This window comes from Paenibacillus sp. YAE3 (genome assembly GCF_057546105.1).
This window is the reverse complement of the sequence record NZ_BAAIYF010000023.1, coordinates 18,755-33,867: the sequence shown is the minus strand read 5'-3', so window position 1 is coordinate 33,867 and position 15,113 is coordinate 18,755. Positions and strand designations below refer to the sequence as shown.

The 15,113-nt window shown below is 51.7% G+C and carries 14 protein-coding genes, 1 rRNA gene and 1 other RNA gene; 1 reads left to right on the top strand and 15 read right to left on the bottom strand.

Annotated features, from left to right (window positions below):
* The 15 genes from AC27KL_RS27380 to rpoE all read right to left on the bottom strand — a co-directional run.
* A 16S ribosomal RNA gene (locus AC27KL_RS27380) occupies positions 1-123 on the bottom strand; the annotation flags it as partial.
* A gap of 330 nt (positions 124-453) precedes the next feature.
* Complete coding sequence (locus tag AC27KL_RS27375; protein ID WP_036714894.1) at positions 454-720, bottom strand: pro-sigmaK processing inhibitor BofA family protein; 267 nt, start codon at positions 718-720, stop codon at positions 454-456.
* Positions 721-784: 64 nt separating this feature from the next.
* Complete coding sequence (locus tag AC27KL_RS27370; RefSeq protein ID WP_339322907.1) at positions 785-1,069, bottom strand: DUF2508 family protein; 285 nt, start codon at positions 1,067-1,069, stop codon at positions 785-787.
* Between the two features lie 153 nt (positions 1,070-1,222).
* Positions 1,223-1,819 carry a recombination mediator RecR gene (gene recR / locus AC27KL_RS27365; RefSeq protein WP_036714891.1) on the bottom strand — a complete coding sequence of 199 codons (597 nt, stop codon included), beginning with the start codon at positions 1,817-1,819 and terminating at the stop codon, positions 1,223-1,225.
* Between the two features lie 28 nt (positions 1,820-1,847).
* Positions 1,848-2,159, bottom strand: coding sequence for a YbaB/EbfC family nucleoid-associated protein (locus AC27KL_RS27360; protein ID WP_036714889.1), 312 nt, complete (start codon positions 2,157-2,159; stop codon positions 1,848-1,850).
* A gap of 53 nt (positions 2,160-2,212) precedes the next feature.
* On the bottom strand, positions 2,213-3,955 hold the full coding sequence (dnaX, locus tag AC27KL_RS27355; protein ID WP_487171737.1) for a DNA polymerase III subunit gamma/tau: 1,743 nt from the start codon (positions 3,953-3,955) through the stop codon (positions 2,213-2,215).
* A 203-nt stretch (positions 3,956-4,158) separates the two neighbouring features.
* Positions 4,159-4,426, bottom strand: an RNA gene (gene ffs, locus AC27KL_RS27350) — signal recognition particle sRNA large type.
* Between the two features lie 207 nt (positions 4,427-4,633).
* Positions 4,634-4,831, bottom strand: coding sequence for a 50S ribosomal protein L31 (rpmE, locus tag AC27KL_RS27345; protein WP_036714885.1), 198 nt, complete (start codon positions 4,829-4,831; stop codon positions 4,634-4,636).
* A 110-nt stretch (positions 4,832-4,941) separates the two neighbouring features.
* Positions 4,942-6,222: a radical SAM family protein gene (locus AC27KL_RS27340; RefSeq protein ID WP_487171736.1), complete on the bottom strand. Its 1,281-nt coding sequence runs from the start codon at positions 6,220-6,222 to the stop codon at positions 4,942-4,944.
* 29 nt (positions 6,223-6,251) lie between these two features.
* The gene (gene rho / locus AC27KL_RS27335; protein WP_036714884.1) at positions 6,252-7,586 is read right to left on the bottom strand and encodes a transcription termination factor Rho; all 1,335 of its coding nucleotides are present in this window, start codon (positions 7,584-7,586) and stop codon (positions 6,252-6,254) included.
* A gap of 179 nt (positions 7,587-7,765) precedes the next feature.
* Positions 7,766-9,019, bottom strand: a complete 1,254-nt coding sequence (murA, locus tag AC27KL_RS27330) for a UDP-N-acetylglucosamine 1-carboxyvinyltransferase (protein ID WP_339322904.1) — start codon at positions 9,017-9,019, stop codon at positions 7,766-7,768.
* A 211-nt stretch (positions 9,020-9,230) separates the two neighbouring features.
* Complete coding sequence (gene fba / locus AC27KL_RS27325) at positions 9,231-10,085, bottom strand: class II fructose-1,6-bisphosphate aldolase (RefSeq protein WP_036714881.1); 855 nt, start codon at positions 10,083-10,085, stop codon at positions 9,231-9,233.
* Between the two features lie 175 nt (positions 10,086-10,260).
* Positions 10,261-10,644 (bottom strand): response regulator, encoded by a 384-nt coding sequence (locus AC27KL_RS27320; protein WP_212952358.1) that lies wholly within the window; start codon positions 10,642-10,644, stop codon positions 10,261-10,263.
* 178 nt (positions 10,645-10,822) lie between these two features.
* The gene (pyrG, locus tag AC27KL_RS27315; RefSeq protein WP_487171735.1) at positions 10,823-12,427 is read right to left on the bottom strand and encodes a CTP synthase; all 1,605 of its coding nucleotides are present in this window, start codon (positions 12,425-12,427) and stop codon (positions 10,823-10,825) included.
* Between the two features lie 387 nt (positions 12,428-12,814).
* Positions 12,815-13,372 (bottom strand): DNA-directed RNA polymerase subunit delta, encoded by a 558-nt coding sequence (rpoE, locus tag AC27KL_RS27310; RefSeq protein WP_339322903.1) that lies wholly within the window; start codon positions 13,370-13,372, stop codon positions 12,815-12,817.
* Between the two features lie 522 nt (positions 13,373-13,894).
* Between rpoE and AC27KL_RS27305 the strand changes: the two genes are divergently transcribed.
* Positions 13,895-15,055 (top strand): S8 family peptidase, encoded by a 1,161-nt coding sequence (locus tag AC27KL_RS27305; protein ID WP_487171734.1) that lies wholly within the window; start codon positions 13,895-13,897, stop codon positions 15,053-15,055.
* Positions 15,056-15,113: the final 58 nt, after the last annotated feature.

Below are 15,113 nucleotides of genomic sequence, written 5' to 3'. Positions count from 1 at the left end.
GTGTTACTCACCCGTCCGCCGCTAACCATCAGAGGAGCAAGCTCCTCATCAAGTCCGCTCGACTTGCATGTATTAGGCACGCCGCCAGCGTTCGTCCTGAGCCAGGATCAAACTCTCCAAGAAAGTTTGTGACTCATTTTGAATCTGACGAGAAATAATTCTCATTTGTGCTCCGCAAATCATTCAGTCAGTTGACATGAACCGATTTGCTTCGCGATCGGCTTTGCAAGCAAAGCCTGTATCTCACTCGTTGTTCAGTTTTCAAAGATCAAATTCTTTCGTTTTCGTCGCTAGCTTTTATCTCAGCAGCAACTCTTATAATATATCATGCTGCCCATCATTTCGTCAAGCACTTTTTTTAAAAAGTTTTTTACCTTGCTTACCGTTCAGTAAGCTTGTACCTTTTTGAAAGGGGCGAGATATAATGTACCACAGAACATAGAGGTCCGTCAACTACCCCATCAAAGATATTTTTAAACCGAACAAAAGCGCCACTCCGGGCAGCCCCAAAACCATCACCGTTCCCACCGTAGTCGGATTCAACGGGATGTACACCTCCGGAATCAGACCCGAGTAATTCACCAGATACAAGCCCAGCGACGCGAGCACCAGATGCGTTCCGAACATCGTCAGCCACCCGAAGCCGATTTTTTTCCGGAACACGATGAGCAGGAGCAGCAACAACGATACCGTCATTATTCCCATGACGACCAGCTTCATTCTTTTTCCCTCCTTGGTTTTACAGAAACGGCGATGCCAAATTCAGTGAATGGTTTTACGCCTGCTATGCCTCTGCCTCCGCCCTTTGCTGCACCGGAAGCTGAATGCGATTCAACCCCATCCGTTTGGCAGCCCTTAAATGCATCTGGTACTTGAGTTCCGCCGCTTCCAGCATGTAGATCGCGTAATCGATCTGTTCCTCGCCTTCCGCTTCTTCAAAAAAGAGCCTCGCCTGCTCCCACTCCCTCTGCGCCTTGCGCACATCCATAAAAACCGCCAATTCTTCATCCTGCTTCTGCTTCAGCTGCCATGCAGGCACTTTCGGGTTTTTGTTCCGGAACCACGCCATAGCCCAAGCCCCCAATCCATAAAAATGAATAGTGATCAAACCGACTAACCGCTCTCCATTTTCATTCATACGGGACGAAGGACAAACTTAGAACCAAAAAAGGAAGCCCCGGCCCGGGACTTCCTTTAAACGTACAATTCCATTGAAACATGATTACAATTGACGCCGGCCCTCCAGCGCCTTGGATAGGGTGACTTCGTCGGCGTATTCCAAATCCCCGCCCACCGGCAGGCCATGGGCAATTCGCGTAACGACAAGGTCAAAGGGGCGAACGAGACGCGATATGTACATCGCGGTCGCTTCGCCTTCAATATTCGGATTCGTCGCCAAAATAAGCTCCTTCACGCGTTCATCGCTGAGGCGCGTCAACAGCTCTTTCAGCCGGATGTCATCCGGGCCTACTCCCTCCATCGGCGAGATGGCGCCCTGCAAGACGTGATAATACCCGTTAAACTCTTTGGTCCGTTCCATGGCTACAAGGTCCTTCGGATCCTGCACCACGCAGATGACGGACGAATCCCGGGTCTTATCCTGGCAAATCCGGCAAGGGTCGGTGTCCGTAATGTTGCAGCAGACAGAGCAGTAGTGGAGATTGCGCTTCACACTGACGAGTGCCTTGGCAAAATCGATGACGTCGTCTTCCTTCATATTAAGCACGTGAAAAGCCAGGCGGGCCGCCGTCTTCGGCCCGATGCCCGGCAATCGCGTGAATGCGTCGATCAGCTTGGCGATCGGTTCGGGATAATACAAAACGTTAGGCCTCTCCTTCTGCCTTCAATTAGAACAATCCAGGAATTTTCATGCCGCCGGTGAATTTGCTCATATCGGCGTTGGCGATATCGTCCGCTTTGGTCAATGCGTCGTTAACGGCTGTCAGTACAAGGTCCTGCAGCATTTCAACGTCGTCCGGATCAACGGCTTCCGGTTTGATGGTGATGGAAAGCACCTTTTTATGGCCGTTCACTTCTACCGTAACCACGCCGCCGCCGGAGCTGCCTTCAACCTTTTTCTCGGCAAGGGCTTCTTGGGCCTTCAGCATTTGCTCCTGCATTTTTTTAACCTGTTTCATCATTTGGTTCATATTATTCATACGTATCGTCTCCTCTTTAAAATGATTGGGGTATTGGCCGCATCATGCGCGGGTTAATCTTTTATGATCACGAGATCTTCTCCAAACATCTGGAGCGCCTCATCAATCCATGGCTTTTCGTTCGGGTCCTTGCCCTCATGCTCGTGTTCCAGCTTCAGCTCCTCTTTCTGCTGGGTGCCGGCGCCCTCAATGGCCGCAGCCCAATCCCTCTGCATCATCGTCACCAGATGGTAAGGCTTGCCGAGCTTGTCGTGGAGCACGCCTTCGATCACCTGCTTGTTCGCGGGCTTCTCCGTCGTTTCGCGGTGAATGTTGTTTTTAAAAGCCACCAACACCGCATCCTCCAACACGGACACCGGATCTCCGTCCATAAACCAGGCGTGGACGGTTACCTTCTCGTCCTTGACGCCCTGGAGGACCTGTCCCCATTGCCGCTGCACTTCCACAAACTCCGGGCTGCTCTTGCGGGCCAGGAACTGGTCCAAATTGGCCGGGATTTTGGCCGCGGACGACATCCGCGGAGCAGGCTGGGACGCACGCGCAGGGGCCCCCGAAGCAGCGCCGGATGGCACGGAACCTCCCTGAATAAGCTTCTCCAGCTTCTTCTCCAGCGCCGCGACCTGGCGCTTCAGCTGGTTCACTTCGGATGAATCCGCGGGCGCTGCGGACGTCTGCCGGGCCTGCGGCTGATCGAATTCGGCCGCGCTTCCCTGCGGAATGCCGCAAAGCTTGAGCAGCGCCACCTCAAACAAGGTTTGCGGCTGCGAAGAATATTTCATCTCGCTTTGATAGCGGTTCAAGGTATCGATCATATGAAACAGCTGCTGTCTCGTAAAAGAAGAAGCCATTTCTTTATATTCCTCCGGATGAAGCACCCGGTCCGTCAGCTGGGTAACGTTCGGAATCATTTGGATCATGAGCAGGTCGCGGAAATAGTACAGCAGGTTTTCCATGCATTTGTCGGCGCTTTTGCCTTCCTGCATGAATTCTTCCACGATCTGCAGCACTAGACCCGCATCGCCTTTTTGAATCGCGCCGGCAAGTCTGCCGAACTGTTCGGAGGCGATGCCGCCGGTCATGCTCAGCACTTGTTCATAGGATACATGACCGCCCGTAAAAGATGCAATCTGATCCAAAATGCTGAGCGCATCCCGCATGCCGCCATCGGATAAGCGGGCTATATACTGAAGGGCCTCGGTTTCGGCTTCCATTCCTTCTTCTTTGGCGATTTGCGCAAGCCGCTGCGTTTGTTCCTCCAGGGATACCCTGCGGAAATCGAAACGCTGACAGCGCGAAATGATGGTAGCCGGCAGCTTGTGGGGCTCCGTCGTCGCCAATATAAACATGACGTGCGGAGGCGGCTCCTCCAATGTCTTTAACAGCGCGTTAAACGCTTCTGTCGTCAGCATATGCACTTCGTCAATAATATACACCTTTTGCCGAACTTCGGTCGGTGCATATTTTACTTTCTCGCGCAGATCACGGATTTCTTCGACGCCACGGTTCGAGGCGGCGTCAATTTCCTGTACGTCCATGACCGCCCCCGCCGTTATTCTCCGGCAGGATTCGCATTCGTTGCACGGCTCCGGGGCCGGACCGCGTTCGCAGTTGACTGCTTTGGCAAGCACCTTGGCGGTCGTGGTCTTACCGGTTCCGCGCGGACCGCTGAACAGGTAAGCATGGGAAACCCGCTGCTCGCGGATGGCGTTCTGCAGCGTCTGAATAATATGCTGTTGTCCAACCATGTCCTGAAACGACTGCGGCCGCCAGGCACGGTAGAGCGCTATATGTTTCACTTGCTATACCCTCTTTCAACTTCCACTTGCGTGCATGTTCGTCGCTTCATCATTATACTATAATCCGGCGCCATACAAAACGTCTAACCGATTTTGATGAATTCGCTTTTTTTGACATTGAGCCCAGAATTGTGATGAAAGAATCCAAACAAAAAAGCATCCTTGCAAATGCAAAGATGCTTACCGGTTTACGATATGTAATACCGTGCACCTGTTATTGATTATTGTGATCCAAGCGGCACCCCTGAGCAACGACTCGGGCTAGGCCACCCTCCGGCACAAGAGCGGGCTTGCTTATGGCTGCTTCCTTCCGGACCTGACCAGGTTCACAAGTGCTCATTGCGGAGGACCCAACCGTCAACATCGCACGCAGGGACCAAACCTCACATCAACAAAACCTCTAACAGGAATTCAACCTCGCTACAGCGGATTGCGAGTTACAGGGCACCGCTACCTCCCCGTCTAGCACGGCAAGGATTAGTATAGTTCATTTCAAGGCAAAGTGCAACCCCGCAGCAAAAGTTGGCACAAAACAACCGTCGAAAATTCATTGGACGCAGCTAATCGGCACGCTTCAAAAATACTGCCGCGGTCATGATCTACTCCGTTCGAAGCGCCGATTCGCAATAGAAAAAATCCCTCGCCCGCGGTGCGGACAAGGGATTGGTTGTATGCGTATTAGATACCGTATTTCTTTTTAAATCTATCAACACGGCCGCCGGCATCCACGAATTTCTGTTTGCCTGTAAAGAACGGATGGCAGTTGGAGCAAATCTCAACGCGCAGATCCTCTTTAACGGAACCCGTTTCGAACGTATTGCCGCAAGCACATGTTACGGTCGTTACGTGGTATTTTGGTTGAACCTCTTGTTTCATGTCTTTCACCTCTTTTTGCCCTGAGTCTCATGCGTACACAGAGTTATAATGACACAATACTTATATTATAACAGGGACAAACGCAATAATCAACGAAATGTTAGAATCTGTTAGTCCCGCGCCAAAACTGGCTTTTTCGGCCTTCTCATGCCTTCGGGAGGCACATGGGTATACGAACCGATGACAACGTCAGGCAGCTCGGCCTGGAAAATCTCGATCATCTGTTTCATGCCGAGGATTTCCCCTTTGGCAGGCGGAATCAGCTCCAGGTAACTCTCCGGATCGATGTTCAAATTGCGCATTTGAATCAGCTTCAGCCCCGTGCGGCGGGCGAATTCGATCATGGCCTCGATTTCCTCCTCGCGATCGGTCACGCCCGGGAAGATAAGGTAGTTGATCGATGTGTACACGCCTTGGTCGGAAGCGTATTTCAACGATTTTTCCACATTCGCCAGCGTGTATTTGCGCGGTTTGTAATATGCGTTGTAATGATCGTCCAGCGCGCTGATCGTGCTGACCCGCATCAGGTCGAGTCCTGCATCGACGATGCCGCGGATAAAATCCGTCAAACCCGCGTTCGTATTGATATTGATATACCCCATATCGGTGATGGAGCGGACCTCGCGGATCGCCTCGATAATGATCCTTGCCTGGGTGGACGGCTCGCCTTCGCAGCCCTGCCCGAAGCTGATAATCGATTCCGGCGTCTTCAGGTGCTCCAGCATGATCTGGACGAGCTCCTCTACCTTCGGTTTGAAGTTCATGCGCGTCTGCGGAGCCACAAAACCGCTGTCGTCCGGCTGTTCGGAGATGCATCCGAAACAACCCGCGTTGCAGGAATAAGACACCGGAACGGCGCCTTCCCAGCGGTTCAAAAACGTATTGGAAGCGGTCAGGCATTCGTATCCCAGCGCGCAGTTGGACAAATGCTCGTACAGCCGGTTTTCCGGATATTTCTGTCTAAGGTTTTTAACGCCCAGCTTAAGCTCATCGAGATCGCAGTTCAGCGGATTCCACTTTTCCGGGTCGTCGGTGAGGCGCGCGGTCGTATAGAACCCCCCGTCCTTCCACACCACGGCGGAATATCCGAACAGCGGCAGCTTATAGTCTTTATCCGTCTTCACGTAGCCGGGCAGGCACAGCCGGGTATACCCTTGCGGCAGGAGAGCCCCTACGGCTTGGCCTCCCCCGGGCAGAGGCATCATTTCCCCGGTCTCCGGGTCCATGCCGATGGCCCGCGTATTCGGCAAGCCGACCAGCGTGGCTCCTTCCGGCAGCGGGATCAGCTCATCCTCCAAAATTTCCACGATCATGTCGCCGCTTCGGGCAAGCCCGTAAAGCGAAGGATGGTCGTATACATTGCCTTTCTCATCTGCATATACCAGGTACATGGTGTTCTCCTCTTTGTTCGTAAAAGTATTTATGTGAGCGGCACCGAAGCCGCAGCAGGTCTAGAGCTTCTCCGGTTTCCTCCGCCATGGCTGCTGCCCGAGCTCTTGCCGTTGCTCACGCCGCTGACGTCGAAGGATGCCAAAAATTCCGCATTCGTTTTGCAGTCCCGGAGCTTTTTCAGGAATCCTTCCACAAAGTCGGCCGATTCATTCATGTTTTTGCGGATCGCCCAAATCGTATCCAGCTCTTCCTTCGTCAGCAGCACCTCTTCGCGGCGCGTGCCCGAACGGCGGATGTCGATCGCAGGGAAAATGCGGCGTTCCGCCAATTTGCGGTCGAGATGCAGCTCCATGTTGCCCGTTCCTTTAAATTCCTCGTAAATGATATCGTCCATCCGCGAACCGGTATCGATCAGCGCCGTCGCCAAAATGGTCAGGCTGCCGCCTTCCTCCACGTTCCGCGCGGAACCGAAAAAGCGTTTGGGGCGATGAAATGCCGCCGGATCGATACCGCCGCTCAGCGTGCGTCCGGATGGCGGAATAACCAGGTTATAGGCACGCGCCAAACGGGTGATGCTGTCCATCAAAATAACGACATCCTTCTTATGCTCCACCAGTCGCAGCGCACGCTCAAGCACGAGCTCCGCCACTTTGATATGGTTCTCCGGGAGTTCGTCGAACGTCGAAGCAACCACCTCACCTTTAACGGAACGCTGCATATCCGTCACTTCCTCGGGACGTTCATCGATGAGCAGTACAAACAGTTCGATTTCGGGATTGTTGGTAGAGATGCTGTTGGCAATTTCCTTTAAGAGGAGCGTTTTACCTGCTTTCGGAGGTGCGACGATCAAACCGCGCTGTCCCAAACCGACGGGAGCGAGCAAGTCCATAATCCGTGTAGACAAATGGTTAGGGGATGTTTCAAGCACGAGCTTCTTTTGCGGAAAAAGAGGTGTGAGTGCAGGGAAGTGAAGACGTTCCGCGGCTGTTTCCGGGTTTTCTCCATTGACTGCATTGACCTGCAGCAGGCCGAAGTAACGTTCATTTTCTTTAGGCGCCCGGCATTTCCCTGAGACCAGGTCTCCTGTTCTAAGATCGAATTTGCGGATCTGCGAGGCCGAAATGTAAATATCCTCGGTGCTCGGCAAATAGTTGATCGGTCTGAGGAACCCGTATCCTTCCGGGAGGATTTCCAGAACCCCTTCCATGAACATGAGTCCGCTGTGCTCTGCCTGTGCTCTCAAAATGGCAAAAATCAGCTCTTTTTTCTTCAGCTGGCCGTAATACGGGATCTGGTACTTCTTTGCAAGCTTGTACAGATCGGTCAGCTTCATTTCTTCCAAATCGGCAATTTGCAAATCCATGTAATAACCACCTATTCAATTTTATAAGTCCTGTCGTACGAAATATTGTCCTATCAGTCTATGAAAATCCTTATTAAGATAGCATTACCCAAATGGGAAGGAGATATGCAGTTTTTTCGCAAAAACGTTATACCCTAATGGAATTCGCGAAAAATGCACAATCCCCTTCCGTATGCCATTTATTCCTTTTCACGCCATACATCCGCACCTAACATCCGGAGATTGGTGACCAAATGGTCGTATCCCCGGTCGATGAACTCGACGCCCGTCACTTCGGTGACCCCTTCTTCGACCGTCAGGCCGGCGATCACCAGCGCCGCTCCGGCGCGCAGGTCCGTCGCCTTCACTTTGGCCGCGTTCAGACGGCTTCGCTCGATAATGGCCGAACGGCCCTCCACCCGGATCTTCGCGCCCATCCGGACGAGTTCGGGCACGTGTTTGAACCGGTTGCTGTAGACGAAATCGCTCAGTACGCTTACGCCCTCGGCCTGCGTCAGCAAGCTGGTCATCGGCGATTGTAAATCTGTAGCAAATCCTGGATAAATCAGTGCTTTCACGTCGACATGACCATAGTCTGGCTGACCGATGACGCGGATGCTTTCATCCAGTTCCTCGATCCCGACCCCCATTTCGATCAGCTTGGCCGTCAGCGCTTCAAGGTGTTTGGGAATAATATTGTCGATCAGCACGTCCCCGCGCGTGGCGGCAGCCGCGATCATGTACGTGCCTGCCTGAATCCGGTCCGGGATGATGGAATGGCGGCAGCCGTGCAGTTCGGAGACGCCTTCGATGCGAATGGTTTCCGTTCCTGCGCCTTTGATAACGGCGCCCATGGAATTAAGAAGCGTTGCTACATCTATAATCTCAGGCTCTTTGGCCGCATTTTCGATAATTGTGGAGCCTTTGGCTTTGGCAGCCGCCAGCATAATGTTAATCGTCGCACCCACGCTGGATACGTCCAAATAAATTTTGGCGCCCTTCAATTCCTTCGCATGAAGGTGAATCGCCCCATGTTCATTGGTCACGGTTGCGCCCAATGCTTCAAATCCTTTAATATGCTGGTCGATCGGGCGGGGTTCGAAGTTGCATCCCCCGGGAAGACCGATGACCGCTTCTTTGAAACGGCCAAGCATGGCTCCCATCATGTAATAAGAAGCTCTTAATTTTTTGACGGGGCCGTTTGGCATAGGAATCGACTTGATATCGGAAGGGTCGATGACCATTTGGCTTTCCTTCCAGGTTACTTTTGCGCCCAGCTCCTCCAAAATCTCGGCATATACCGCCACGTCGCTCAGAAGAGGCAGATTGTCGAGCACGACCTCGGACTCGGCCAAAATCGCGGCAGGAATCAGGGCAATGGCGCTGTTTTTGGCTCCGCTAATCGTCACGGCGCCATGAAGTGGGCGTCCACCACTTATCATCAATTTTTCCATACGTTTTAGGTTCCCCCCACTTACTTCGCAGCAGCAAAATCGTTTGGTGTTCATTTTGGTTGATGAAATGGAAAAACACCGGCTAAGCGGTGTGCTCTCCATTTCAACCTATTCAATAGGACAGCCCCTGGCCAGGGGCTGTCCATCTTCATTTCAAACAACACGTAAGCTCTCTTGTGCGGCAAAGCACAGAAACAACGAAAAACGCAGGTTACGCTTTGTTGTTCGAGCCGAACTCGCGGATTTTGCCGATGACGGTTGCTTTGATGGCGTCGCGTCCAGGCACGATGTACTTACGAGGATCGTATACGTCCGGTTTTGCAGCAAGCACTTCGCGAACGGCTTTCGTGAATTCGATTTGGTTTTCGGTGTTTACGTTGATTTTGGATGTGCCCAAAGAGATGGCTTTTTGGATGTCATGCGTAGGGATACCGGTTCCGCCATGAAGAACGAGCGGAATTTGGGTCGCATTTTTGATTTCTTCCATTTCTTTGAATCCGAGGTTCGGTTCGCCTTGGTAAGGGCCGTGTACGGAACCGAGCGCAGGCGCCAGGGTATCGATGCCTGTTTCTTTGACGATGCGGATGCAGTCTTCCAGCTTGGCATACATAATGCCGCCGATCACGTCGTCTTCTTGTCCGCCGACAGTACCTACTTCGGCTTCAACGGAAACGCCTTTGGCATGCGCATATTCAACCACTTTTTTCGTCGTTTCGATGTTGTGGTCGATCGGGCTGTGGGAATCGTCGATCATAACGGACGTAAATCCGGCGTCGATCGCTTCTTTACATTTTTCGAAACTGGAGCCATGGTCCAGGTGGATCGCTACGGGAACCGTAATTTTCAGGTCATGGATAAGGCCTTCCACCATTTTCACTACCGTATAGAAACCGCTCATATGACGGGCTGCACCTTCGGATACGCCGAGAATCACAGGAGATTTTTCTTCTTCGGCAGCGAGAAGGATCGCCTGGGTCCATTCAAGGTTGTTGATGTTGAATTGACCTACCGCGTATTTCCCTGCAAGCGCCTTGTTTAACATGTCAGTCATCGATACCAATGGCATGGTTTCAATCCTCCTAAAGTCATCGTTTTGTCTATGGTTTAAAGCCGACTTCTCTTATTCGGGATTATTATACCACATCATGTTCCAAATGCTAAACAAGCAATTGAAAATAAGCTTTGCCCCTTGATAGGCGAAGGCAAAAAAAAGAATTCTGCCTAAGCAGAATCCTCTCCCGTCATCCGGATTGAACAGGGTTGTGTTTCAGCTGCATGTTCACCGCAACCCGCATTTCATCGATGTCAAACGGCTTTGTAAAATGCATCAAGGCTCCCAGCTCGGTCGCTTCCTTGATCATGTCGAGCTCGCCGTAGGCGGTCATCATGATCACTTTGATGGCTGGGTTCATTTCCTTAATATGCTTCAAAATTTCGAGTCCGTCCATCCCCGGGATCTTCATATCGAGCAGGACCAAATCGGGCGCGTCCTTTTCCACGATCTCTAACGCGATTTTTCCGTTGGCCGCCTGATATGTCGTATAACCTTCGCTGCTGAACACTTCCATTAACAGGATGCGTATTCCGTTCTGGTCATCGACAATCAATACTTTCTTCTTATCCACTTCAGCAAACCTCCCAACATCAGCCTAACCCTGCCTATCCTTGAATTTTAACATTTATTGGTTAATCGTTGCGAAATATATCCAGTTAATGTTATTCGCTCTCTAGTTACGAATTCCTTCCTCTGCGCAAAAATGAAAAAAGGACCTGTAACAAAAGGTCCTTTTTTTCAAATGAATATTAGGTTGTTTTATGGTTAATCGACGCTTTGACGAATTCGCGGAAAAGCGGCTGCGGACGGTTTGGCCGGGACGTGAATTCCGGGTGGAACTGCACGGCCAAAAACCATGGATGTTCCGGAAGCTCCACGATTTCGACCAGACGGCCGTCCGGGGAGGTACCGGAAATGCGCAGGCCTGCTTTTTCGATCGCCTCGCGGTATTGGTTGTTGAACTCGTACCGGTGGCGGTGTCTTTCGTACACAAGCTCGTCATTGTAGCACTTCATCGCCAGCGAGCCTTCGGCCAGCTTGCACGGATACAAGCCAAGACGCATCGTGCCGCCCAGGTCCTCGATATCCTTTTGCTCAGGCAGCAGGTCGATGACCGGATACGGGGTAGCCGGATTGATCTCGGAGCTGTTCGCGTCATCCATGCCGAGGATCGAACGGGCATATTCGATAACCGAAACCTGCATGCCGAGGCAGATGCCGAAGAACGGAATTTGCTTCTCGCGCGCATAACGGATGGCCGAAACCTTGCCTTCGATGCCGCGGTCGCCGAAACCGCCCGGCACGAGAATGCCGCCGATTCCGCCCAGCAGCTCATCCACGTTCTGGTCGGTCACTTCCTCTGCGTTGACCCAGCGGATTTTCACGTCGGCGTTTGCCTCAAACCCGGCATGGGAGAGCGATTCGACCACGCTCAAATAAGCGTCGTGAAGAGCGACGTATTTGCCGACGATCGCGATTTCGACCGTTTTTTCCAGCTTGTTGATCCGGTCGACGAGGCTTTCCCATTCGGTCATGTCCGGTTTCGGCGTCGTCAGCTTCAAGTAGTTGACGACGATCTCGTCCAAACCTTCGTCGCGCAGATTCAATGGAACCTCGTACAGCGTGGACGCATCGCGGCATTCCACGACCGCGCTTTCGTCGATGTCGCAGAAGAGGGCGATTTTGGCCTTCATGTCGGCAGACAATTCATGCTCTGTGCGGCAAACGATCACGTTCGGCTGGATCCCGATGCTGCGAAGCTCCTTCACGCTGTGCTGCGTCGGTTTCGTTTTCACTTCACCCGCCGCTTTAATGTAAGGAATCAGCGTCACATGGATGTACATCACGTTCTCGCGGCCGATTTCGCTTTTGATCTGACGGATGGCTTCCAGGAACGGCAAGCTTTCGATGTCGCCTACCGTACCGCCGATCTCCGTAATGACGACGTCCGAGCCGGCTTCGCGGCCCGCACGGAATACGCGTTCTTTGATTTCATTGGTGATATGCGGGATAACCTGAACGGTACCGCCCAAATATTCGCCGCGGCGTTCCTTGCTGATGACGGACGAATATACCTTGCCTGTGGTGACGTTGCTGTTCTTGGACAGGTTGATGTCAATAAATCGCTCATAATGCCCCAAATCGAGGTCCGTTTCGGCTCCGTCGTCGGTGACGAACACTTCGCCATGCTGATAAGGACTCATGGTGCCCGGATCCACGTTCAAATAAGGATCGAATTTCTGGATCGTAACCTTTAATCCTCTGTTTTTCAGCAGTCTGCCCAGAGAAGCCGCCGTAATCCCTTTACCCAGGGACGACACTACCCCGCCCGTCACAAAAATATACTTTGTCACTATAAAAACCCTCCTATTAAAGTTCCAGTAAATTCAGGCGACATATGATGTTTAGCGTAACCCTTTTTCATGAATTCCACCCGAAAAACGGCCGCGCCGGTGATATTGCTTTTACCGTCCGCTTGAACAACAATGCGCCATTTGAAATCAAATGGCACAATGAGGTAATCCGGCATCTATATAGAGTGAACTTTTAACGAGCGAGTCCATTCTACAGAAGCAAAACAGCCTGAAATACAGCCCGTTTTGCCCCAAAAAAACAAAAAAAGTGACACCCGTAGGACGGGGCACTTTTTATTATTTTACGCATATTTAAATCTCAATCATAAGCCCATGCAATAGTTTACTCGTTGCCATGTCCTCTGTCAAGAGAGAATGGCAAACGGATTAATATTTATCGTCGTCGTCGGAATCGTCGGCCAAATCCTCGTCTTCTTCGTCGAGATCTTCTTCTTCTTCCAGGTCTTCGTCCTCGATGATATCCTCGTCTTCGATTTCGTCTTCCGAATCGTCATCGGAGTAAATATCGTCATGGTCCTCGTCGATGCGGTCGAAATCTTCTTCGGTGTCGTCCGGATTGAAGCTGTCGTCCTCATCGATGAATTCGTCGTCCTCATCCTCGTCGTCGTCATCGTTGATGATGCGCGGACGCTTCGAGCTCGAGATCGGATCCTCCGAGCGGTCGATCGGATACCAGCGTTTGAGTCCCCAAAGGTTGGTACCGACGCAAGCGAACCGGCCGTCGATATTGATTTCTGTATATAGCTGCGCAACGGTTTCTTTGATTTCTTCTTCCGTCAAGCCGCGAAGCTTGGCAACCTCTTTCATCAGGTCAAGGTAATAAAATGGCGTATTCGCCGCCTTCAACACCGCAAAGGCCAAATCCACCAATGGCATTTCCCTGATTTTTTCAGGGTCCATCTTTAATTGGAGTGAGTTACTCACTAACGGACACTTCCTCTCACGCAATGTTCAACTTATACGGATTTATTGGCGTTGTTCACCCGTATAACATCTGCTTTATAACAACATATCCATTATCAAAACTAAGTAAAACCTATTTATAAATAAATTGCAAGTTTTTATGCGGGAAACCCGGGGGCCTCTTTTCGGGAATGAAAAAGGCAGGGTTCCCCCTGCCCTTTGACTGTATCCGCCCGGACATGGCTTCCCCTGCCGGGAAATTTTGAAAGAGCCCTTGAAGTCTCTCCCATATATTTTATGTCCGCAGGTTTGTTTTGCCATTCGGGCGGGGCCTAATTCCACAAAAAAACGCATCAAGTAAATACTTTCCTCAAAAAAGAGCAAGGCACCAAAAAAGTTGTGCTCAACGCACCCGAAAAAGACATCGACCCATGAAAATTTATATCGAATCTTGTGCCGGAACAAGGGCAAGTTCCCACTCGCAGCAGCCGCCTCCCACATACAATGCAAAAGCAGGGTTCATTATGAGGGGGACTGCCCAATATGGACTACACCGGATTGATACAGATGCTGCTTGAAGACATGGAGAGTCCCGCACCGTCCGGAGCCAAACGGATCATCAGGTTCGTCGATCCCCGGCATTACGATCAATTTGAACAAACACTGGAGGAGTTAAAAGCCCTTCACCCCGATTGGCCAGACCTGCCAACATCCCGCACGCTTAAATCGGTTATGGCACCCCTGTCCGGCAGCGGAAGACATCTGGATCCTTTCAAAAACGACATTATGATCGAGGAAGACAGCCTGGTCCAGGTGCATACGCTGGCAAGCAAAACCAGCCAAGGCCCCGGCATTCCTTATGGCGTCAAACAAATCCAAGCTCCAAAGGCCTGGTCAACCTCCACCGGGTACCGGATCAAAATCGGCGTGATCGATACCGGCGCGGATTACTACCATCCGGACCTTCGCGGATCGCTCGCCAAAGGCATTAATCTGCTGAACAGGCATATGCTTCCGTTCGACGACAACGGGCACGGAACCCATATTGCCGGTACCATCGCGGCAGCCAACGGCACGGAAGGCATGATCGGCGTCGCGCCCCGGGCTACCATATATCCGGTCAAAGCTTTTGATCATAACGGCTCGGCCTACGTGTCCGATATTATCCAAGGCATCGACTGGTGCATCCGAAACCGCATGCATATCATCAATATGAGCTTCGGCATGAAAACGCGCAGCAAAGCATTGCTGGAGGTCGTTAATAAAGCCCACGCAGCCGGCATATCGATCGTCGCTTCTTCCGGCAATGACGGAAAACGGCGCAATATCGACTATCCCGCCAAATATCCGCAAACCATCTCTGTCGGGGCAACCGACCGCCATCGGCGGATCGCCAGCTTCAGCAACAGAGGCGAGTTCATTGATATTTATGCCCCGGGAGATAAAATCGTTTCTTCCTGGACGCAAGGCAAATACCATGAGATGAGCGGTACGTCGATGGCCACGTCCCATGTGAGCGGGGCAATCGCGCTTTTGCTTGCGCAAAATCCTGATCTTCAGCCGGATGAAATCAAAGAGCTGCTGCAGCTGACGGCCACCCCGTTAAAAACCCGAAAAGGACAGCGCCGTCCTGCCGGAGGGGCAGAGGTCAATGCGCTGAAGCTGCTGCGGGAAGGCATGAAAAGAAAAAGATCCAAATCATAAAACGAAAAAAATCGAAAATAAACGCCCAGCCATCCTTATTGATGCGAAAAGAAGGCTG